The 21,272-nt window shown below is 70.0% G+C and carries 17 protein-coding genes; 14 read left to right on the top strand and 3 right to left on the bottom strand.

Translation table 11 applies throughout. The annotated features are described in order from the left end of the window. Positions 1-214 precede the first annotated feature (214 nt). The 4 genes from E6A26_RS14875 to E6A26_RS14860 all read left to right on the top strand — a co-directional run bounded on the left by E6A26_RS14875 (position 215) and on the right by E6A26_RS14860 (position 3,983). Positions 215-784 (top strand): mycothiol transferase, encoded by a 570-nt coding sequence (locus tag E6A26_RS14875; RefSeq protein WP_136611980.1) that lies wholly within the window; start codon positions 215-217, stop codon positions 782-784. Positions 785-1,062: 278 nt separating this feature from the next. Further along, the gene (locus E6A26_RS14870; protein ID WP_136611991.1) at positions 1,063-1,413 is read left to right on the top strand and encodes a holo-ACP synthase; all 351 of its coding nucleotides are present in this window, start codon (positions 1,063-1,065) and stop codon (positions 1,411-1,413) included. 33 nt (positions 1,414-1,446) lie between these two features. After that, positions 1,447-2,853 (top strand): NAD(P)H-hydrate dehydratase, encoded by a 1,407-nt coding sequence (locus E6A26_RS14865; protein ID WP_234865542.1) that lies wholly within the window; start codon positions 1,447-1,449, stop codon positions 2,851-2,853. A gap of 101 nt (positions 2,854-2,954) precedes the next feature. After that, positions 2,955-3,983, top strand: coding sequence for a glycosyltransferase family 4 protein (locus E6A26_RS14860; RefSeq protein ID WP_136611978.1), 1,029 nt, complete (start codon positions 2,955-2,957; stop codon positions 3,981-3,983). 3 nt (positions 3,984-3,986) lie between these two features. Here the strand turns inward: E6A26_RS14860 and E6A26_RS14855 are convergent, their stop codons facing one another. Next, a complete protein-coding gene (locus E6A26_RS14855; protein WP_136611977.1) occupies positions 3,987-4,328 on the bottom strand; it encodes a hypothetical protein in 342 nt (113 codons plus the stop codon). 189 nt (positions 4,329-4,517) lie between these two features. Between E6A26_RS14855 and glgX (E6A26_RS14850) the strand changes: the two genes are divergently transcribed. The 4 genes from glgX (E6A26_RS14850) to treZ all read left to right on the top strand — a co-directional run bounded on the left by glgX (E6A26_RS14850) (position 4,518) and on the right by treZ (position 13,352). Beyond that, positions 4,518-6,620 (top strand): glycogen debranching protein GlgX, encoded by a 2,103-nt coding sequence (gene glgX, locus E6A26_RS14850; protein ID WP_136611976.1) that lies wholly within the window; start codon positions 4,518-4,520, stop codon positions 6,618-6,620. A gap of 93 nt (positions 6,621-6,713) precedes the next feature. Beyond that, a complete protein-coding gene (gene glgX, locus E6A26_RS14845) occupies positions 6,714-9,140 on the top strand; it encodes a glycogen debranching protein GlgX (RefSeq protein ID WP_136611975.1) in 2,427 nt (808 codons plus the stop codon). A gap of 1 nt (position 9,141) precedes the next feature. Then, positions 9,142-11,571 carry a malto-oligosyltrehalose synthase gene (gene treY, locus E6A26_RS14840; protein WP_136611974.1) on the top strand — a complete coding sequence of 810 codons (2,430 nt, stop codon included), beginning with the start codon at positions 9,142-9,144 and terminating at the stop codon, positions 11,569-11,571. Then, the gene (gene treZ, locus E6A26_RS14835; protein ID WP_136611973.1) at positions 11,568-13,352 is read left to right on the top strand and encodes a malto-oligosyltrehalose trehalohydrolase; all 1,785 of its coding nucleotides are present in this window, start codon (positions 11,568-11,570) and stop codon (positions 13,350-13,352) included. Before treY ends, treZ begins: the two co-directional genes overlap by 4 nt. 83 nt (positions 13,353-13,435) lie before the next feature. Here treZ and E6A26_RS14830 read toward each other — a convergent pair whose 3' ends face one another. Next, the gene (locus E6A26_RS14830) at positions 13,436-13,705 is read right to left on the bottom strand and encodes a GlsB/YeaQ/YmgE family stress response membrane protein (RefSeq protein ID WP_136611972.1); all 270 of its coding nucleotides are present in this window, start codon (positions 13,703-13,705) and stop codon (positions 13,436-13,438) included. A 128-nt stretch (positions 13,706-13,833) separates the two neighbouring features. On the opposite strand from E6A26_RS14830, the gene E6A26_RS14825 reads away from it, so the two are divergent. Next, the gene (locus E6A26_RS14825) at positions 13,834-14,850 is read left to right on the top strand and encodes an aldo/keto reductase (RefSeq protein ID WP_136611971.1); all 1,017 of its coding nucleotides are present in this window, start codon (positions 13,834-13,836) and stop codon (positions 14,848-14,850) included. 195 nt (positions 14,851-15,045) lie between these two features. Here the strand turns inward: E6A26_RS14825 and E6A26_RS14820 are convergent, their stop codons facing one another. Continuing rightward, a complete protein-coding gene (locus E6A26_RS14820; protein ID WP_136611970.1) occupies positions 15,046-15,294 on the bottom strand; it encodes a PLD nuclease N-terminal domain-containing protein in 249 nt (82 codons plus the stop codon). A gap of 127 nt (positions 15,295-15,421) precedes the next feature. Between E6A26_RS14820 and E6A26_RS14815 the strand changes: the two genes are divergently transcribed. From E6A26_RS14815 to E6A26_RS14795, 5 genes are all read left to right on the top strand, one after another. Further along, complete coding sequence (locus E6A26_RS14815; RefSeq protein ID WP_136611969.1) at positions 15,422-16,507, top strand: inositol-3-phosphate synthase; 1,086 nt, start codon at positions 15,422-15,424, stop codon at positions 16,505-16,507. A gap of 269 nt (positions 16,508-16,776) precedes the next feature. Continuing rightward, entirely contained in the window at positions 16,777-18,117 is a 1,341-nt protein-coding gene (locus E6A26_RS14810) for an MFS transporter (RefSeq protein ID WP_136611968.1), read from the top strand. 115 nt (positions 18,118-18,232) lie between these two features. After that, entirely contained in the window at positions 18,233-18,880 is a 648-nt protein-coding gene (locus tag E6A26_RS14805) for a GntR family transcriptional regulator (RefSeq protein ID WP_136611967.1), read from the top strand. 76 nt (positions 18,881-18,956) lie between these two features. Continuing rightward, positions 18,957-19,742, top strand: a complete 786-nt coding sequence (locus tag E6A26_RS14800) for an aspartate/glutamate racemase family protein (RefSeq protein ID WP_136611966.1) — start codon at positions 18,957-18,959, stop codon at positions 19,740-19,742. Beyond that, entirely contained in the window at positions 19,739-21,271 is a 1,533-nt protein-coding gene (locus tag E6A26_RS14795; protein ID WP_136611965.1) for an amidohydrolase family protein, read from the top strand. Before E6A26_RS14800 ends, E6A26_RS14795 begins: the two co-directional genes overlap by 4 nt. Position 21,272: the final 1 nt, after the last annotated feature.

Raw genomic sequence — 21,272 nt, 5'->3', positions numbered from 1 at the left:
CCCGCAGATCAGGTTCGTGAACACTCATGCACCCGATCAGACGGCCCGAAGCGTCTACAACGTCCTGAGACACACTGTCTACGAGGTCCCGAGACAGAAGTGTCTATTAGGTCCCGAGACTTCACACGCGCGTCAGGCCGTCTCGGGTACAGCTACTCGGCTGTCACGCCGTCTCGGGTACAGCTACTCGAGGCGGCGGGCTAGGGTTGGCCGCATGGAACCCCAGCAGAATTGGGCCATTACCATCCTCGAGGACGGCTTCGGCCGCGTCCGCGAAGGCGTCGAGCACGCACTTCTCGGCCTCACGCCTGAACAGCTGACCCGCCGGCCCTCGCCGGCGTCGAACTCCGTGGGCTGGCTCGTGTGGCATCTCGCGCGCGTCACCGACGACCATTTCGCCGCCGTCGCCCATGTGCTGGGCGGCGGCGAGGCCCCCCGTCGGAGGGAGCGCGAAGTCCCGCCCGGCCAGGTCTGGCCCGAGTGGCAGCCTCGGCTTGGCACGCCGTATCCGGAGGGGAGCACAGGCTACGGCCACACGTCCGACCAGGTAGCGGCGTTCCCGCAGATCGACCCGGCGCTCCTCAACGGCTACCACGCTGCCGTGCACGACCGCGCGCTCGGGATCCTGGGCGGCCTCGGTCCTGACGACTTCGGAACCGTGGTCGACTTGCGGTGGGATCCTCCCGTCGTCGTCGCGGTGCGCATCATGAGCATCCTCAACGACGCGACCCAGCACGTGGGCCAAGCCGCCTACGTCCGGGGATTGCTGACCGCGACCCGCTGACCGCCACCCGGCACACCGCTCGTCTCGGGTCACCTGACGTGTACCCGAGATGGGTGTCGGTGGGTAGTTGGTGTACCCGAGATGGGTGTTGGTGGGTGGTTGGTGTACCCGAGATGGGTGTTGGTGGGTGGTTGGTGTACCCGAGATGGGTGTCGGTGGGTGGTTGGTGTACCCGAGATGGGTGTTGGTGGGTAGTTGGTGTACCCGAGACAGGTGGGGCGCGAGGGCGGGGCGCCGAGGTCCGGATCCCGTCGTCGTCGGACGCTAGAGTAGGCGCCATGGCTATCATCGGCATCGGCGTGGACGTCGTGGACATCGACCGGTTCGAGCGCCAGCTCGAGCGCACCCCGGGGCTCAGGGATCGCCTGTTCGTGCCCGCCGAGCGTGAGCTCCACGTACGCTCGCTCGCGGCACGTTTCGCGGCCAAGGAGGCCGTCGCGAAGGTTCTCGGCGCCCCGGCCGGCATGAATTGGCAGGACTGCTGGATCGGGCTCGACGCGTCCGGCCCCACGATCCAGATCACGGGCACCGTCCTCGCGGTCGCGGACAGCCTCGGCGTGCGCAAGTGGCACCTCAGCATGTCCCACGACGGCGGCATCGCCACCGCGATGGTCGTCGCCGAGAGCTGACGGACCGGCAGCGGCGCCCCCATGATCACCGCGATGACCGGAAGCCAGATCCGCGATGCTGAGCGCCCGCTCCTCGACAGGGGGCTGGGCCCCGAACTCATGGCCCGGGCCGCCCACGGGCTCTACCGCGTCCTCGTCGCGGAGCTGCTCCGCACCCGGGGCCGACTGTACGGCGCCCGGGCGGCCGCCGTCGTCGGCAAGGGCAACAACGGTGGCGACGCGCTGTTCGCGCTCGCCGAGCTCGCGGGCCGCGGGGTTCGGACCACGGCCGTGCTGGCGGCTGGCACCGCGCATCCCGCAGGCCTCGCCGCGTTCGTCGCGGCGGGCGGGCGCGTGGAACGAGCGCTTCCGCCCGCGGACGTGACGATCGACGCCGTGCTCGGCACCGGCGGGTCCGGAGACTTCCGGCCGCCGTTCGACCGGCCCCGCGGTCTCGTGGTCGCGTGCGACCTGCCCTCGGGCGTCGACGCGGACACGGGGTTCGCATCGGAACACGCGTGGCAGGCGGACATCACCGTCACTTTCGGCGCGCTCAAGACCGGCCTGCTCGCGGGGCGCGGACGTGCGCTCGCGGGCAGAGTCGAGGTGGTGGACATCGGACTCGGGCCGCACCTCGGCCAGCCAGACGCGTTCGTCCTCGAGGAGAGCGATGTCGCGGCCATCCTGCCTCACCCGCGCGACGACTGGCACAAGTACACGCGCGGGGTGCTCGGCGTCGTCGCCGGGTCGGAGCAGTACCAGGGCGCGGCCGTGCTCACCACAGCCGCCGCGCTCGCGACCGGCGTCGGCATGGTGCGCTACGTGGGGCCGCCCGACGTTCGATGCGCGGTCGTGGGGGCACATCCCGAGGTGGTCGCATCGGGCTCGCCGGAGGGGCGCGTTCAGGCCTGGGCGGTCGGACCGGGGATCGCGGACGACGCCGCGCAGCAGCGCGCGTTCGACGTCGCCGTGGGCTCGGGCCTGCCCGTGGTCATCGACGCGTCCGGACTCGAGAGGATTCCTGGCCCCGCCCTCGGCGGACGCGCCGTCCTCACTCCGCACGCCGGGGAGCTCGCGGGCGTCCTCTCCAGGCTGGGGCTCCCGGCCGAGCGTCCTGACATCGAGGCCCGCCCCGTGCGCTGGGCGAGGATCGCCGCGGAGCGCCTCGGCGCGACGGTGCTCCTCAAGGGGCCGGCCACCGTGTGCGCGGCACCGGATGGCACCGTGTGCATCCAGTCCACTGGGCACCCCTATCTCGCCACCGCTGGTTCCGGGGACACGCTCACGGGCGTGCTGGGGGCGCTCCTCGCGACCGTGCCCTCGGCGCGTCCCGTGCACCTCGCGGCCGCCGCCGCCATGATCCACGGCCTCGCCGGACGGATCGCCGCGGAGGCCGGCCCGTTCGGCGCCACGGAGCTCGCTGAGGCTGTGCGCCGGGCGGTGGGGCACCTCTCGTCCTAGGATGGCTCCCGAGGGCGGCAAGCCGACCTCTCCGTGCCCCTCGCCGCGGAACCGCGGGCCCGAACGCGCGGACAAGACATGCACCACAGGGGGACAACCGCATGGGACGGCGCATCATTCTCGCGGCCAGCGACGGCTCGATGGGAGGTGCCGGCGGCGTTCTGCTCACGCTGGCCGACGGGCTACGCGAACTCGGCGCTGAACCTCTCGTGGTGGCTCCGGAACATCCCGGCGACGTAGTCGGGGCCGCCCGTGGGCGCGGCTTCGAGACCGCGGCGATCGAGGGCAGCGGCGTCGAGTACGCGCGGGCCCTGCGCCGCTGGCGGGGCGAGAACCGCGAGGGCTTCCTGTGGTGCCACGGACTCCTCGCGGCCGCGGCGACGGCGGGCCTCCCGCGCCGGATCGTCCACCTTCATCGGGTCCCTCCCGGTCCGCTGAGCGGCGTCGCGCGGATGGCCCGGCTCGGCGCCCGCGCCACGGTCGTCCCCTCGGAGTTCCTCGGCGGGCATTTCCATGGCGCTCGCGTCCTCGAGCCCTGGGTTGCCGAGCCGGAAGTGGTCCGCGTGCCCCGTGGCAACGGCCCGGTGCGCGTGGGCTTCGTGGGGCGGCCCTCGGAGGCGAAGGGGATCCACCTCCTCGCCGACGCACTCGCGTCCCTCAACCGCCTGGCACCGTACCGCTTCTGGCTCCGCATCGCGGGCGAGCCGCGCTTCGTCGACGCACGGGAGCGCGTCATCGTGGACAATCGGCTCGCGTCGCTCAAGGGTTCCGTCCAGCGGGTCGGGCGGATGCCCGCGGACGAGTTCCTCGGGACGATCGACTTGCTCGTGTGCCCGTCGACGGTTCCTGAGGGCTTCGGGCTCTCAGTCGCCGAGGCGATGTCTGCGCGGGTGCCGGTAGTCGTCTCGGACGCCGGTGCGCTGCCCGACGTCGTCGGCCTCGACCACCCGTGGGTCGCACGGGCTGGCGACTCGCACGATCTCGCTGACGTCATCGCCGAGGCGACGAGGAGCCTCCCGGCGAGCGACGTCGTCGAGCGCGCCCGCCTGCGGTGGGCCGCACGGTACGCCCCCGAGCGCGGCCTTGCGCGGCTGCAGGAGCTGATCGACTCGCTGGGGATCCTCGGCTAGGCGCTACGGCCGGCCATTGACCGCGGCGATCGAGACGGCGACCCAGCGCGTGAAGTCCATGACCGTCTGCGTCGCTGGGGCGTCCGTCGCGAGGCCGCGGAAGAACCGCCAGAGGTTGCGGTGCACGCCCGAGCCGACCACGTGCCCCTTGCCGTGGGTTCCGTCGAGCCCGCGGGCGTCGCGGTCCCAGTCGATCATGGTGTACTCGACCGTGTTGCTGCCGTCGACGGGACGGCTCAGGATGACCATCCGCTGGTCGGGTGAGATCGCGCGCACGTTGAAGGGCGTCGGGCCAGTGTCGTCGAACGTGACCTTGTCCCCGAGAGCGAGGCTACGGAAGCTCATGGCAACCTCTCAAAACTGCTCCCACCGCCAAAATTCGCATCCAGTGTAAGCGTTTACGCAAACACTTGTCATGAGCGTAACTGAAGCTTGATTTTGTGACAGACATCACAGGAACTGTGAAGACGCTGGACCCCTCGAAGAGAGTGGCTTCACGGCAAAAGTGTCAGGGCCGTGGGTTAGGGTCGAGCCATGGAGCAGCAGCCCTATGGGGCGCGTCTGACGGACCGGGGAACCGTCTTCGCGCTTGCGACAGCCCCGGAAGCCGAGCGCGTCGAAGTCTGCCTCATCGACGCAGCCAGGACGCAGACGTGCGTCGATCTCGCCAAGGTGGGCGAGGGGGACGGCGCGGTCCGCTGGGAGGGCGAGGTCCCGGGCGTCGGGGAGGGACAGCTCTACGGCTACCGCGTGCATGGGCCCTGGGACCCCGAGCACGGGCTGCGCTTCAACCCGGCCAAGATCCTGGTGGACCCGTATGCCCTTGCGATCTCCGGGACGTACACGCGCGAGCAGGCCCTCCACGCCTACGTGTTCGGCGACCCGGCGGCGCGGGACGAGACGGATTCGCTCCCGCATGCGCTCCTCTCGGTCGTGTGCGACCACGGCGAGTACGACTGGGAGGGCGATCGGCTGCCTCGGCGCCCGTACAACGAGACGGTCGTCTACGAGGCCCACGTCAAGGGCCTCACGAAGCTCCATCCCGAGGTCCCCGAGGAACTCCGGGGAACGTACCGCGGGGCCGCGCATCCCGCCGTCGTCCGCCATGTCCGCGACCTGGGTGCGACGGCCATCGAGCTCATGCCCATCCACCAGTCCATCGAGGACCCGATCCTGGTCGACCGAGGCCTCTCGAACTATTGGGCCTACAACACGATCGGGTTCTTCGCGCCCACCAACGAATACTCGTCGAGCGGCGAGCACGGCCAGCAGATCGCCGAGTTCAAGGACCTCGTCAAGGCGTACCACCGCGAGGGGATCGAGGTGATCCTCGACGTCGTCTACAACCACACGGCGGAGGGCAACCACCTCGGCCCCACGCTCTCGTTCCGGGGCATCGACAACGCGGCGTACTACCACCTCGTTCCCGGAGACGAGTTCTACTACATGGACTACACGGGCACTGGCAACACCCTCAACGTGGGCCACCCGCTCGCCCTCCGCCTCGTGATCGATTCGCTGCGGTACTGGGTCACGGAGATGCACGTGGACGGCTTCCGCTTCGACCTGGCCTCATCCCTCGCGCGCGAGGACGGCGACGTGGACATGGTCTCGCCCTTCTTCGAGATGCTCGCGAAGGATCCCGTCCTCTCCCACGTCAAACTCATCGCCGAGCCGTGGGACGTGGGTCCCGGCGGCTACCAGGTAGGGAACTTCCCGCCCCAATGGGTGGAATGGAACGGGAAGTTCCGGGACTGCATCCGCGACTTCTGGCGCGGTGAGCCGGGGACCCTGCGCGAGCTCGCCACGCGGCTTGCCGGGTCCGCGGACCTGTACGAGGAGGAGGGCCGGAGGCCGTCGGCGTCCGTGAACTTCGTGACCGTCCACGACGGCTTCACGCTTCGCGACCTCGTCTCCTACAACGAGAAGCACAACGAGGCCAACGGCGAGGGCGGGCGCGACGGCACGGACGACAACCGGTCGTGGAACTGTGGCGTCGAAGGTCCCACCGAGGATCCGCAGGTGCTCGAGCTCCGGGCGCGGCAGGAGCGCAACCTCCTGCTCACGCTCATGCTGGCGCAGGGGGTGCCCATGCTCGCCCACGGGGACGAGATCGGCCGCACCCAGGGCGGCAACAACAACGCGTACTGCCAGGACAACGAGGTCTCGTGGGTGCACTGGGACAGCGCGGACGCCGACCTCCTCGACTTTGCCCAGAGGGTCGTTCGGCTGCGGGCCGAGCATCCCGTGTTCCGCAGGCGAAGCTTCTTCGACGGGACCCCGGTCGCCCCCGCCGAAGGGGACCCGCTGCCGGACATCGTGTGGCTGGACGCGGACGGCTCGACGATGGGGCAGACCGACTGGGACGAGGCATGGGCCAAGTCGCTCGCTTTCTTCCTCAACGGCGATGCAGTGCCGGGGCTCGACGGCGCGCGGGGGGATTCGGACATGCTCGTGATCCTCAACGCGGCGGAGAACGACGTTGAATATCTCATCCCGGCCGGAGACTTCCCGGAGAAGTGGTCGAAGGTCCTGACGACGTGCGCGTCAGCGCTTGTGGGTGAAAAGACGGGAGCTGGGCAACACTTTGTGGTCCCGGCCCGAAGCGCCGTGGTGCTGGAGGCCGTCTCAGACTGACGCCGCGACCCTCAGCGAAACCCCAGTGTCACGACCCGTCGCTATGATGCGAGGCACCGGGTCCTCGGCGACCCCACAGCTACAAGGAGCTACATGGAGATCTGGCCCGGCACGCCCTACCCGTTGGGCGCGACGTTCGACGGTACGGGAACGAACTTTGCGCTCTTCAGCGAGGCCGCCACGAAGGTGGAGCTCTGCCTCTTCGACGACGATCGGAACGAGACCCGAGTGGAGCTCACCGAGGTCGACGGCTTCGTGTGGCACTGCTACCTTCCCGATATTCAGCCCGGCCAGCTCTACGGGTACCGCGTGGACGGTCCCTACGATCCGGGCCAGGGGCAGCGCTGCAACCCGACGAAGCTGCTCCTCGACCCGTACGCCAAGGCCGTCCAAGGCCAGATCGACTGGGCGCAGCCGCTTTTCTCGTACAACTTCGGCGACCCGGAGAGCCGGAACGACGAGGACTCCGCCCCGCACATGATGCTCGGGGTCGTGACCAACCCGTTCTTCGAGTGGGGGCACGACGCTCAGCTCCGGGTCCCGTACCACGACACCGTGATCTACGAGGCCCACGTCAAGGGCCTGACGAAGCTGCACCCCGAGATCCCCGAGAACCAGCGCGGGACGTATGCCGGCGTGTCCCACCCCGCCGTGATCGCGCACCTCAAGAAGCTCGGGGTCACGGCCCTCGAACTCATGCCCGTGCACCAGTTCGTGGACGACAACACGCTGCAGGACAAGGGGCTGCACAACTACTGGGGCTACAACACCATCGGGTTCTTCGCTCCGCACGCCGGCTACAGCTCGGCCGGCGACCTCGGTTCGCAGGTCCAGGAGTTCAAGGCGATGGTCCGCGCCCTGCATGAGGCGGGCATCGAGGTGATCCTGGACGTCGTGTACAACCACACGGCCGAAGGGAACCACCTCGGGCCCACGCTCTCCATGAAGGGCATCGACAACGGCCGCTACTACCGGCTCGTGGACGACGATCCCCAGTACTACATGGACTACACGGGCACCGGAAACTCGCTCAACGCGAGGCAGCCGCACGCGCTCCAGCTGCTCATGGACTCGCTGCGGTACTGGGTCACGGAGATGCACGTGGACGGCTTCCGCTTCGACCTCGCGTCGACCCTGGCTCGCGAGTTCTACGACGTGGACCGCCTCTCGAGCTTCTTCGAGCTCATCCAGCAGGACCCCGTGGTCTCCCAGGTCAAGCTCATCGCGGAGCCGTGGGACGTGGGTCCGGGCGGCTACCAGGTGGGCAACTTCCCGCCGCAGTGGACGGAGTGGAACGGCAAGTACCGCGACACCGTGCGCGACTTCTGGCGCGGCGAGCCGGCGACCCTCGGGGAGTTCGCCTCGCGCCTCACCGGCTCGGCGGACCTCTACGAGCGTGACGGGCGGCGTCCGGTTGCGTCCATCAACTTCGTCACGGCCCACGACGGCTTCACGCTGCGCGACCTCGTCTCCTACAACGAGAAGCACAATGAGGCGAACGGCGAGGACAACCAGGACGGCGAGTCCCACAACCGTTCGTGGAACTGCGGCGCCGAGGGTCCCACCAAGGATGAGAAGGTCCTCGAGCTGCGCGCCCGCCAGCAGAGGAACTTCCTCGCGACGCTCTTCCTGTCTCAGGGAGTTCCCATGATCAGCCACGGGGACGAGCTGGGCCGCACTCAGCAGGGCAACAACAACGCGTACTGCCAGGACACCGAGCTGACCTGGATCAACTGGGAATCGGTGGACCGCCCGCTCGTCGAGTTCACGGCAGCCGTCGCGCGGCTGCGGGCCGAGCACCCCACATTCAGGCGGAGCAAGTTCTTCGTGGGCAAGCCGGTCCGCCGCGAGGAGACGGATCGCCTCCCGGACATCGTGTGGCTGCGGCCGGACGGCAAGACGATGGTGCCGGAAGACTGGGACACGCCGTTCGGGCGGTCGGTCGGCGTCTTCCTCAACGGGAACGGGATCAATGGCGTGGATCGCCGGGGCCAGGCGATCAAGGACTCCCACTTCCTCCTCTTCTTCAACGCCCACGACGGCGAGGTGACGTTCCGTCTGCCTCGCCGCAAGTACGCGCCGGGCTGGGACGTTCTCCTCGACACCTCGGGGGCGCACCCGGACGGCAAGGAAGTCAGGGCCGGGGGCGAGATCGGCATCGCCGCGAAGAGCCTCGCGGTCCTCCGGGCTCACGAGCCGACCGCGGCTGAGATCGACCACTCCGTGGCGGCCTCCCTCGCAGCCCTTGCCGAGAGCGAGGGCCGCATCCCCGAGGCGCCGCTCGCCGCGGCACGGCCCGCCAAGCCCGCCGCGTCCCCCGAGCGGGCGGACGCGACGCCGGCGCCGGCGGAGCCCCAGGCGCCGCCCGCCGAAGACACGCCCGAGGCGCCGCCGGGGGAGGAGGCGCCCGAGGCGGCTCCCCAGGCCGACAATCCGCCCGCGGACGCGTCGCGTCCGCCGCGCAAGGCACCGCACGGCGCGAGGCGACAAGCACCGACCGTCAGGAGGGGCAGGACCTGATATGCGCAGTCCGTCGTCGACGTACCGACTCCAGATCCGTCCGGGCTTCACGCTCGACGACGCCGCGAGCGCCGTACCCTACCTCCACCTGCTGGGGGTGGGATGGGTCTACCTCTCGCCCATTCTGACCGCGGTGCGCGGCTCGGAGCACGGCTATGACGTGGCCGATCCGACGAGCATCGACCCGGAGCGGGGAGGGCCGGGAGCGTTCGAGCGCCTCGCCGCGGCGGCTCATGGGCTCGGGATGGGCGTGATCGTCGATATCGTCCCGAACCACGTGGGGGTGGCCGAGCCGGAGCAGAATCCATGGTGGTGGTCGCTCCTCCGGGATGGCGAGGCATCGCCTTACGCTGACGCGTTCGACGTCGACTGGCCGGCGGGCGGCGGGAAGGTGCTCCTGCCGCTGCTCGGGTCCGAGGACGATCTCGACGGACTGCGCGTGGACGAGGATCGGCTCTACCTCGGCGAGCTCGCGCTGCCGATCGCGCCAGGGACCGCTGGCCCCGGCGACGCGCCCCGCGAGGTCGCCGGGAGGCAGCACTACGAGCTGATCCCGTGGCGCGAGGGCGACGTCCGGCTGAACTACCGCAGGTTCTTCACGATCACGAGCCTCGCGGGCCTCCGCGTCGAGGTGCCCGACGTGTTCGACGCGGCCCACGCGGAGGTGCGCCGCTGGTTCGAGGCGGGGCTCGCCGACGGTCTGCGGATCGATCACCCCGACGGGCTTGCCGATCCGGTCGGGTACCTCCGCCGGCTGCGGGAGCTCACGGGCGGGGCGTACACGGTCGTCGAGAAGATCCTCGAGCCGGGCGAGCAACTGCCCGCGGAGTTCGCGTGCGAGGGAACCACGGGATACGACGCCCTCGGGCTCGTCGATCGCCTCTTCGTTGACCCGGCGGGTCAGCAGAGGCTCGACGAGCTGGACGCGTCCCTGCGCGCGGACGGAAGCGGCGGCTTCGAGCGCCTGGCCCGCGAGGCGAAGCGGGAGATTGCCGCCGGGCCGCTCGCGGCCGAGATGCGGCGGCTCGCCAGACTCGTGCCCGAATCCTCGGAGGCGCTCACGAACCGGGACCAAGTCGCCGCCGCGCTCGGAGAGATCGCCGCGGCGTTCCCCGTCTACCGGACATATCTGCCCGACGTGAGCGACGGGGAAGCTGTGCTGGCGAGCGCGTGCCGGGACGCCGCCGTCGGACGTCCCGACCTCGGCGAGGCGATCGCCGCGCTCGAGCAGCTCCTCGCCGATCCGGGCGGGGAGCTGTGCCGACGGTTCCAGCAGACCACGGGCATGGTCATGGCGAAGGGCGTCGAGGACACCGCGTTCTACCGCTTTTCGCGGCTTGGGACGCTCACCGAGGTCGGCGCCGATCCCGGCCGGTTCGCCGTGGGGCCTGACGAGTTCCACGCGCGGGCGGGGGAGCGCGAACAGGACTTCCCGCGCTCGCTCACGGCACTCACGACGCACGACACGAAGCGCAGCGAGGACGCGCGGGCCAGGATCTCCGTCATCTCCGAGCTCGCAGACGAATGGTCAGAGCTCGTTCCGGCGCTCCTCGATCGAGCCCCTCTCCCTGACCGGGGCCTCGCGAATCTCGTATGGCAGGCGATCGTGGGCGCGTGGCCCGCCGACGCCGAGCGGCTCGCTGATTATGCCCTCAAGGCCGCACGCGAGGCCGGACTCCACACGACGTGGATCGATCAGGACGCGGAGTTCGAGGCGCAGCTCCGGGCGCTCGTCGCGTCGGCGTTCGAGGACCCGGAGGCGAACCGCCTCGTGGCCGACTTCGTGCGCCGCGTCGAACCGTTCGGCGCGTCCAACGGCCTGAGCGCCAAGCTCGTCCAGCTCGCGGGCCCGGGGGTTCCTGACGTGTACCAGGGCACGGAGTTCTGGGATCGTTCGCTCGCGGACCCCGACAACCGGCGCCCCGTCGACTTCGCCGCTCGCGCGGCCGCGCTCAAGGAGCTCGACAGCACGATGCTCGACCCCGGTGGGCTGGACCCCGGGGGGCAGGACCCCGCGGCGCAGGCCCCCGCTGGGCAGAGCGGCGCGGCGGCCAGCGGCGCGGCGGCCGGCGGAGGGCCCGTTCCTCCGGCGACGGCGCCCGAGGCCAAGCTGCTCGTCGTGTCGCGCACCCTGCGGCTGCGCCGCAATCGCCCGGAGCTGTTCGAGGGGTATGTCCCACTCGACGCCACGGGACCGGCGGCCGAGCACGTGGTGGGTTTCAGACGCGGGGCGGGCGGCGCCGTCGTCCTTGCAACGCGCCTCCCGGTGGGGCTTGAGCGCCGAGGCGGCTGGGGCGACACCGCGGTCGTGCTCCCGTGGCCCACGAAGGACGCGTTCACCGGCGCCGAGCACGAGCCCGGCCGCGTCCAGCTCGCGGACGCGCTCGCCGCGCTCCCGGTGGCCCTGCTCGTCCCGGAGGTGGCTCGATGAACGCACAGCAAGCCCACGGACCGGCCTCCGTCTGGGCGCCGCGCGCAGGGGCGGTGGACCTCGTGCTCGGGACGGAACGGCTCCGGCTCGAGGCCAGCGACGGCGGGTGGCACGTAGTCCCGGAGTCTGACCGGGCCCGCGTCGCCGCGGCGCTCGCGGCGGGGGAGCGGTACGGCTACGCGGTCGACGGCGCGGGCCCCTTCCCGGATCCGCGCTCGCTGCGCCAGCCGGAGGGCGTCCACGAGCTCTCGGCGGGCTTCGATCTCGGGCGGCACGGGTGGACGGACTCGGCATGGCGGGGCCGCGACCTTGCTGGATCGGTCGTCTACGAACTTCATGTGGGGACGTTCACGCCCGAGGGGACCCTCGACTCGGCCGCGGCGAAGCTTCCGTACCTCGCCGAGCTCGGCATCGGGTTCGTCGAGCTCCTTCCGGTCAACGCGTTCAACGGCCCGCACAATTGGGGGTACGACGGCGTCCTCTGGTCCGCCGTCCATGAGGGCTACGGGGGGCCGGCCGCGTACCAGCGCTTCGTCGACGCCGCGCACACCCACGGGATCGGCGTCATCCAGGACGTGGTCTACAACCACCTTGGGCCCAGCGGGAACTACCTCCCGCAGTTCGGTCCGTACCTGCTCGAGGGCGGCGCCACGGTGTGGGGCGACACGGTCAACCTCGACGGTCCCGATTCCGACGAGGTGCGCGCGCTCATCCTCGACAACGCCCGGCTCTGGCTCGACGATTTCCACGTCGACGGGCTCCGGCTCGACGCAGTTCATGCGTTCGTGGACCGGCGCGCGGTCCATCTCCTCGAGGACCTCGCGGTCACGGCGGCAGACGTCGAGACGCAGACGGGCTCGCGGAAGGTGCTCGTGGCGGAGTCGGACCTCAACGATCCGCGGGTCATCGCGCCGCGGGGTCGCGGCGGCTACGGCGTTGCGAGCCAGTGGAGCGATGACTTCCATCACGCCGTCCACGTGGCCCTCACGGGGGAGACGGAGGGCTACTACTCCGACTTCGCGGATCCCGAGGCCCTCGCCAAGGTCCTCCGCGGCGGCTTCTACCACGACGGCACCTACTCGAGCTTCCGCGGGCGGTGCCACGGGAGGCCCCTCGACCCCGAGATCGTGCACCCCGCCCAGCTCGTAGTGTGCAGCCAGAACCACGACCAGGTGGGAAACCGCGCGGCGGGCGACAGGCCGAGTCAGACCCTTGACTACGACGGCCTGGCCGTCGCCGCCGTCCTCACGCTGGCCTCGCCGTTCACTCCCATGCTGTTCATGGGCGAGGAGTTCGGCGCGCACACGCCCTGGCAGTTCTTCACGTCCCACCCCGAGCCCGAGCTCGCTCGCGCCACGGCGGAGGGACGGCTGCGCGAGTTCGAGCGTATGGGCTGGGACCCCGCGCTCGTGCCGAACCCTCAGGATCCCGAGACGAGGCTCCGCTCGATTCTCGACTGGGGCGAGGCAGAGACGGACGACGGCGCGCGGCTCCTTGCGCTATATCGGCGCCTCATTGCGCTGCGCGCCGAGGCGACGGGCCTGTGGGAAGGGCGTCTCGACGAGACCGAAGTGGCCGGAGGTTCGGAAGGCGAGGGGCGGTGGATCGCGTGGCAGCGGCCCGGCGCGATGGTCGTCGTGAGCCTCGGCCCGGGGCCGGTCGAGTGCCGGCTGGATGGGACGGCCGGGCTGCGTGTGGCCGTCTCGACCCATCCGGCGATCCGCAGGGAGGGCGACGTCATCGCGTTCTCGGGGCGAGGCGCCGTCGTCCTCGTGGGTTGACCGCGACCCGCACGGAGTGAGCAAGAGGAGGCCCCGCCCGGCATCGCCGGACGGGGCCTTCGGCTCAGCGGCCGCGTGCCGAACTATCGGCGGCTGCGCCTTCCCCTGATGGCGCCCCAGATGAGCAGGACGATGATCGAACCGACGATCGCGGTGATCCACGTGCGGATCTCGAAGAACGTCCCCAGCGTGTCGAAGCCGAAGATCAGACCGCCGAGGAGCCCGCCCAGCCAGGCCCCGATCACTCCAAGAATGAGTGTGGCAATCCAGCCGCCGCCCTGCCTGCCAGGCAGAATGGCCTTGGCGATGGCCCCGGCGATGAGGCCGAGAATCAGATATCCGAAGAATCCCATGGCTACTCCTTGTCGCGCGTCCAGTACACCAACGGTGATACAGAAAACTGTATGACGTGGCAGCGTCACAATCGACTGTGCCGCAGCTCACTTTGGCTGCCCCAAGGGATAGTTCTAGGATCGAGGCCGTGACCTACACCGCGGCGGACGGCCGCTACCAAGCGATGCAGTACAACCGGGTGGGACGCAGCGGACTCAAGCTGCCAGCCATTTCGTTGGGCCTCTGGCACAACTTCGGCGACGACAAGAGGTTCGAGGAGCAGCGCGCCATCCTGCGCAGGGCCTTCGACCTCGGCGTGACCCACTTCGATCTCGCCAACAACTACGGGCCGCCTCCGGGAAGCGCTGAATCGAACTTCGCGCGGCACCTCCGCGAGGACTTCCGCCCGTACCGCGACGAGCTCATCATCTCGACCAAGGCCGGGTACCTCATGTGGGACGGGCCCTATGGGGAATGGGGCTCGCGCAAATACCTCATCTCGAGCCTCGACCAGTCGCTCCAGCGGATGGGCCTCGAGTATGTGGACATCTTCTACAGCCACCGGCCCGATCCCGACACCCCGCTCGAAGAGACCATGGGCGCCCTCGACTACGCCGTGCGTTCCGGGCGGGCCCTCTACGCCGGCATCTCCTCCTACTCGCCGCAGCAGACCCTCGAGGCCGCACGAATCCTGCGCGAGCTTGGCACCCCGCTGCTCATCCACCAGCCGCGCTACTCGATGGCCGATCGGTGGACCGAGCAGGGGAGCCCGAACCTGTACCAGGCGCTCGACGAGGTCGGTGCCGGATCGATCGTCTACTCCCCGTTGGCTCAGGGCCTCCTCACGAATCGCTACCTCAAGGGCGTTCCCGAGGATTCGCGCGCGGCGAAGCAGAACTTCCTCAAGACCTCGACGCTGACGGAAGACAAGCTCGCGATGGTCCGCGAGCTGGACGCCCTCGCGACCGGCCGCGGTCAGACCCTCGCGCAGATGGCGATCTCATGGGTGCTCCGGCCGCAGCCGTCTGGCGCCTCGCCCGTGACGTCGGCGCTCATCGGGGCGTCCTCGGTCGCTCAGCTCGAGGACTCGCTCGGCGCGCTCTCGGGCTCCGAGTTCCTCGACGACGAGCTCGCCGAGATCGATCGGATCCTCGCGCGCCACTGACCGTCGCAACGGCTGGGCAGGGCAGGGACCCCGCAACGGCTGGGACGGGACCCCGCAACGGCTGGGACGGGACCCCGCAACGGCTGGGACGGGACCCCGCAACGGCTGGGACGGGACCCCGCAACCGTGCGGGGTCCCGTCCTCAATGTTGCGGGGTCCCGTCCGCAGTGGGGACCGCTGCCCTAGCCCTTGGCCCTAGTAGTGGGTCGGCGAGATCTCCGGCCGCTTCCGGCCGAACAGGAAGTAGCCGATCGGCCCGAGCGTGTTCACGAACGTCCCGAGGAACCAACCGAACTTCGATCCACGGACCTGCGAGGCGGGCCTCCGGGCGAGGTCCCGCCAGGCAAGGATCTTGAGGGCGAGGTCGAACGCCCCCATGGTGATGACCCCTGCGCGGCCGCCCGCGCTCATGTCTTTCCACTGCTGCTTGGTTCGGCGTGCCATTACCCCTCCTGTGACAGTCTGTGAGTCGAGTCTAGGCCGGGGCGTGCGCTCGCGGAGTGGATACGATGGCAATGCTCTCCGGCGCCGGATGCCTGCCGCCGGGACTTGATGATCTGCAAGGAGAACCGTGTCTGAGAATTCGATCCGTGTGGCTATTGTCGGCGTGGGCAACTGCGCCGCTTCCCTCGTGCAGGGCGTGCACTACTACCGCGACGCGAATCCCGAGGACACGGTTCCCGGCCTGATGCACGTCGAGTTCGGGCCCTACCACGTGCGCGACCTTGAGTTCGTCGCCGCCTTCGACGTCGACGGCAAGAAGGTCGGCGTGGACCTCGCCGAGGCGATCCTGGCGAGCGAGAACAACACGATCAAGATCGCGGACGTCCCGCCGACCGGCGTGACGGTCCAGCGCGGCCACACGCTTGACGGCCTCGGCAAGTACTACCGCGAGACGATCGAGGAATCGGACGCCGAGCCGGTCGACGTGGTCCAGGCGCTGCGCCATGCCGAGGTCGACGTGCTGGTCTGCTACCTTCCGGTGGGCTCGGACAAGGCCGCGAAGTTCTACGCCCAGTGCGCGATCGACGCGCACGTGGCGTTCGTCAACGCGCTCCCGGTGTTCATCGCGGGCGTCCCGGAGTGGGCGCAGAAGTTCACAGACGCCGGCGTGCCGATCGTGGGCGATGACATCAAGAGCCAGATCGGCGCCACGATCACCCACCGCGTGCTCGCCAAGCTCTTCGAGGACCGTGGCGTGACCGTGGACCGCACGTACCAGCTCAACGTGGGCGGCAACATGGACTTCAAGAACATGCTCGAGCGCGAGCGGCTCCAGTCCAAGAAGATCTCGAAGACCCAGGCCGTGATGTCGAACGTCGAGGCCGAGCTCGCGCCGCGCGACGTCCATATCGGGCCGAGCGACTACGTCGAGTGGCTCGACGACCGCAAGTGGGCGTTCGTGCGCCTTGAGGGCCGCAACTTCGGCGATGCGCCCGTCTCGCTCGAGTACAAGCTCGAGGTGTGGGACTCGCCGAACTCCGCGGGCGTGATCATCGACGCCGTGCGCGCGGCGAAGATCGGCCTCGACCGCGGGATCGGCGGCCCGCTCGTCTCCCCGAGCGCGTACTTCATGAAGTCTCCGCCGGAGCAGCGCGCGGACGACGTGGCCCGCGCGCAGGTCGAGGCCTTCATCCGCGGCGAGGTCGAGCGTTAGACGCACCTTCCCCCGAAAGGCGAGCGCCGCCGTCGTCCGCTGAATGGACGACGACGGCGCTCGCCTCGTCTTTCCCGGAGGCGCTGAAGCTTTGCTCGAGATGGGATCCCGAAACGGGATCCCAAAACTGTTGACTGTGGTCCGAGTCACCACGTATCGTTCTTTTTGGGATCCCAAATAGGGATCCCATACCAAACGTTGCGCACCTCCCGTGGGCCTGCCATTCCAGAAACTGGCGCGGCCCTTCCCAATGTCGTGAAGGAGGACACGTGTCCCTTCAAGAGGAAACTTCGCCGCAGCGCGCTGGCCAAGCCGCGGAGGAGTCCGCGGCCCCGGCCAAGCGCACCGGCGTGCGCTGGAAGCTCTTCGTCCTGCTGCTCGTCCTCGTCACCGTGAACTACGTGGACCGAGGGTCCATCTCGGTGGCGCTTCCCATCATCCAGAAGGAATTCAACCTCACCCCCGAGCTCGTGGGGCTCCTGCTCTCGGCGTTCTTCTGGACCTACGCGCTCATGCAGGTACCGGTCGGCTGGCTCATCGACCGGTTCGGACCGCGCAAGGTCGTCACCGCATCGTGCATCGGCTGGGGCGCCGCGACCGCGGCCTCCGGGCTGGCCGGCGGGTTCCTCAGCATGTTCATCGCCCGCATGGGCATTGGGATCACCGAGGCGGGCGTCATGCCCGCGGGCGGCAAGCTCAACGCCATCTGGATGCACTCGAAGGAGCGCGGCCGCGGCGCGACCATTCTCGACGCGGGTGCCCCGCTCGGCGCCGGCGTGGGCGGCATCCTCATCACCGGGCTCATCGCAGCGTTCGGCGGCTGGCGCATGGCGTTCATCATCGCGGGCATCGCGACGGCGGTCCTCGGCATCTTCATCTGGTGGTACGTGCGGGACAACCCGCGCCAGCACCGGGCCGTCAACGACGCCGAGGCCGAATACATCGAGGCCTCCCACCGCGCCGAGGACGAGGAAGCCAAGGCCTCGGGCAGCACGTCCCGCCGCGGGCTCCTGCCCTACCTGAAGTTCCGGTCGTTCTGGGCCATGTGCCTCGGCTGGCTCGGCTTCAACGGCGTGTTCTACGGCCTGCTCACGTGGGGTCCGCTGTACCTCGCCCAGGCCAAGCACTTCAACCTCAACACCATCGGCTGGTCGACGTTCGTGATCTTCGGCGCGGGCTTCGTGGGGGAGATCCTCGGCGGCACCCTGGCCGACCGGCTCCGGGCCAAGGGGTACGGCACGAATCTCGTGATGCGCTCGCTCCTCGGCGCCTCGAGCGTCATCGTCACGGCGGGCCTCGTCGGGGTGACGATCGTCGGGGACCCGATCGCCGCCGTCGTCCTCCTTTCGGTGGTCCTCTTCTTCCTGCGCTGGGTCGGCCTGTTCTGGGCCGTTCCCGCGACGCTGGGCGGCCGGACGAACGCCGGGGTGCTCGGCGGAGCCATGAACCTCAGCGGCAACATCGCGGGCTTCGTCACGCCGATTGCGGTCGGCTTCATCGTCGGCGCCACGGGCGGGTACACGGGCGCCCTCCTGTACTTCGTCGGCTCGGCGATCATCATGGGCGCGTCCGTCCTCGTCCTCGACTACAGCAAGCGGCTGCCCGTGTGATCACGGCCGGCCGGTTGGGCGCCAACCCGGGCCCAACCGGCAGGCCCGTGGTCGAATGGAATCGAACCGCGTCCGCTGCGCGTCCAGCGCAGCCCGAACCAAGGGGGAGACCCGCATGGCACAGCCCGCCGAGGAGCAGCAGCGCGACCGACCGCTGCGCGAGGTGATCCGCGACACGCTCCGGACACGGATCTTCGAGGGCCACTACGCCCCGGGGACGCGCCTCATCGAGCGGGACCTCGCCGCGGAGTTCAACGTCTCTCGCCTTCCCATCCGGGAAGCGCTGCGGATGCTCGTCCAGGAAGGCGTCCTCGCCGAACGGGCCTCCCGCGGCTTGGTCGTCGCGTCGCTCAGCGAGAAGGACGTCGAGGACCTCTTCGACGTCCGGCTCTCGCTTGAGGTTCTCGCGTGCAGGCTCGCCGCCCAGCGGGCCACGCCGGAGGACATCGAACGGCTCGAAGGGCTCCTCTCCCGAGCCGTGGGCGCGCTGTCCCGGGGCAGCATCAACGAGGCGCACCGGCTCAACAGCGAGTTCCACGACGAGGTGACCCGGATCGCGGACAACGGCTTCCTCCGGACCGCGCTCGAACCGCTTCAGGGCCGCATGCACTGGCTCTTCCGGCACGTCACGGACCTGCCCGAACTCGTCCAGGAGCATCGCGACCTCCTCGCCGCCATCGCGAGCGGCGACCCCGAGCGTGCGGCGACCCAGTCTGCCCACCACATCGGCAAGTACAGAGAGCAGTATCCCGACACGGTCTGACCCGCCCGCGCCGGCCGGAATCATCGGCGCAAGCGGCTGGCGGAGTCGCCGCCTGAAACACTTCAAGGAACCACCTATGAGACTTCTCGTCGTCAATCCGAACATCAGCGAAGACGTGACGGAGTTGATCCGCGCCGAGGCGGAGCGTTCCGCGGACCCCTCGACCGAGCTTGTGGTGCGCACGGCCCCGCGGGGCGTCGAGTACATCGAGACCCGCTTCGAGGCCGTGCTCGCCGCCGGCGCTGTCGCGGAGGTCATCGCCGAGCACTGCGCGGCGGCTGGCGGCGGTCAAGCGGTTGACGGCGTGGTCGTGGCCGCGTTCGGGGACCCTGGCATGCCCGCGCTCAAGGAACTCGTGGACGTCCCGGTCATCGGGATCACGGAGGCGGCGCTGTGCGCGGCGGCGCTCCAGGGCCACCGCTTCTCGATCATCGCAATCTCGGACCGCATCACGGCGTGGTACCGCGAGTGCGTCGAGCACTTCGGCTTCGGCAGCCGCCTCGCGTCGATCCGATCGATCAAGGAGGCGCTGCGCGGCATCGGAACGGTCCAGGACGACTTCCGGCCGACCCTTGTCGAGCTCGCCCGGCTCGCCGTCGCGGAGGACGGCGCCGACGCCGTGATCCTGGCTGGGGCGCCGCTCGCGGGGCTGGCCCGTCACGTCGAGTCTGAGATCCCGGTGCCCGTGGTCGACGGGATCGGCGCCGGAATCCGGCTCGCCGAGGCGGTGGTCGGCTTGCGCTCGGGGCCGCACCGGGCGGGCTCGTTTGCCGCGCCGCCACCCAAGAGGCGCGCTGGCCTCGGCCCGGCCCTCGATGCGGCGCTCGGCGCTGCGCGGCTCGAGAGCGGGGCGCTCGCATGAACGACCTCGTGATTGCCCACGGCGTCGTGGTCAACTCCTTCGGCACCCGCGCCGCCCACGTCGTCGTCGACGGCGGACGGGTCACCGCCGTCGTCGACGCGAGCGAGCCGGTGCCCGCCGCCGACCGAGTGATCGACGCGGCCGGCCGCGTGGTCATCCCCGGCGGCGTCGACGCCCACTGCCACGTAGCCCAGGTGACGGGCCCCTTCCGCACGCTCGACGATTTCGCCGTGACCTCGACCGCCGCCCTGTGGGGCGGGACCACGACGATCCTGGACTTCGGCATCCCCCGCGACGCGGGCGAGACTCCGCTCGAGGCCGCGAAGAACAAGCTTGAGCTCGCCCGCGAGGCGCGCTGCGACGTCGCCCTCCACGGCTCCGTCATCGAGTGGGACGAGACCGTCCCGTCCCAGCTCGAGGAGCTCGCAGCGCTCGGAATCCGCTCGGTCAAGCTCTACATGACCAACCGCGGGACCACGAGGGCGGACAACGACACCGTCCTCAAGGTCATGCGCGAGATGGCCCGCCTCGACGGCCTCACGTACGTCCACGCCGAGCACGACGCCATGATCGCCGACTGCACCCAGGCGCACGCGGACGCGGGGACGATCGGCATCGAGCACCTGCACGAGACGCGCCCCGAGCTCGCCGAGGAGGCCTCCGTCCGCGAGGTCCTCGCGATGGCCGAGTACACGGGCGCGCCCGTGTACTTCGTGCACCAGTCCACGCCCGGCGCCGTGGACCTCGTCGCCGAGGCGCGCGCCCGCGGCCTCGCGATCCATTCCGAGACGTGCCCGCACTACCTCGTGCTCGACGACGGCGTCTACGCCTCGCGCTTCCCCGAATGGTTTGCGTGCTGCCCGCCCATGCGCTCGCCGGAGACCGTCGCGGCCCTGCGGGAGCGCTTCGCGGAGGGATCCGTGCACACGGTCTCGAGCGACCACTCGTGCTACGACCTGACGCAGAAGCGCGAGCGCACGGACGACATTCGGCACATGCCCCACGGGCTCCCCGGCGTCGAGACCCGGATGCCGGTTGCGTTCACGGCGCTGGCCGAGGCGCTCGGCGTTGCCGGGCCCGAGGCGTTCGGCCCGCAGGGAACGGACGACGGCACGTCCCCGGCAGCGGCCGGCCCACCCGGGTCGCGGCTGCTCGAGCGCTTCGTGGAGCTGTTCTCCGCGGCACCCGCCCGGATCAACGGGCTCCCCGGAAAGGGTGTCATCGCGCCGGGATGCGACGCGGACCTCGTGGTCTTCGATCCGGCCGAATCGCGGACCGTCGACGGCCGCGCCCTCCACATGGGCACCGACTTCTCGCCGTTCGACGGGCGGGAGCTGCGCGGCTGGCCCCAGAACGTCGTCGCGGGAGGCCGCGTGGTGCTCGACGAGCACGGCTTCCACGACCCAGGGCCGGTGGGCCGGTTCGTGCCCCGGCTCGGCTATCGGGAGGCGGAACAGCAGGCGGCTCAGGATCCGGGCGGCCAGAGTTTCGCAGCCGTCGGCGTCCGCGCCCGTGAAGAAGGGGAGTGAC

Source organism: Sinomonas albida, from assembly GCF_004919045.1.
GTDB lineage: Bacteria > Actinomycetota > Actinomycetes > Actinomycetales > Micrococcaceae > Sinomonas > Sinomonas albida.
Note: the sequence above shows the minus strand (reverse complement) of the source record. Positions and strands in the feature narration are given on the sequence as shown.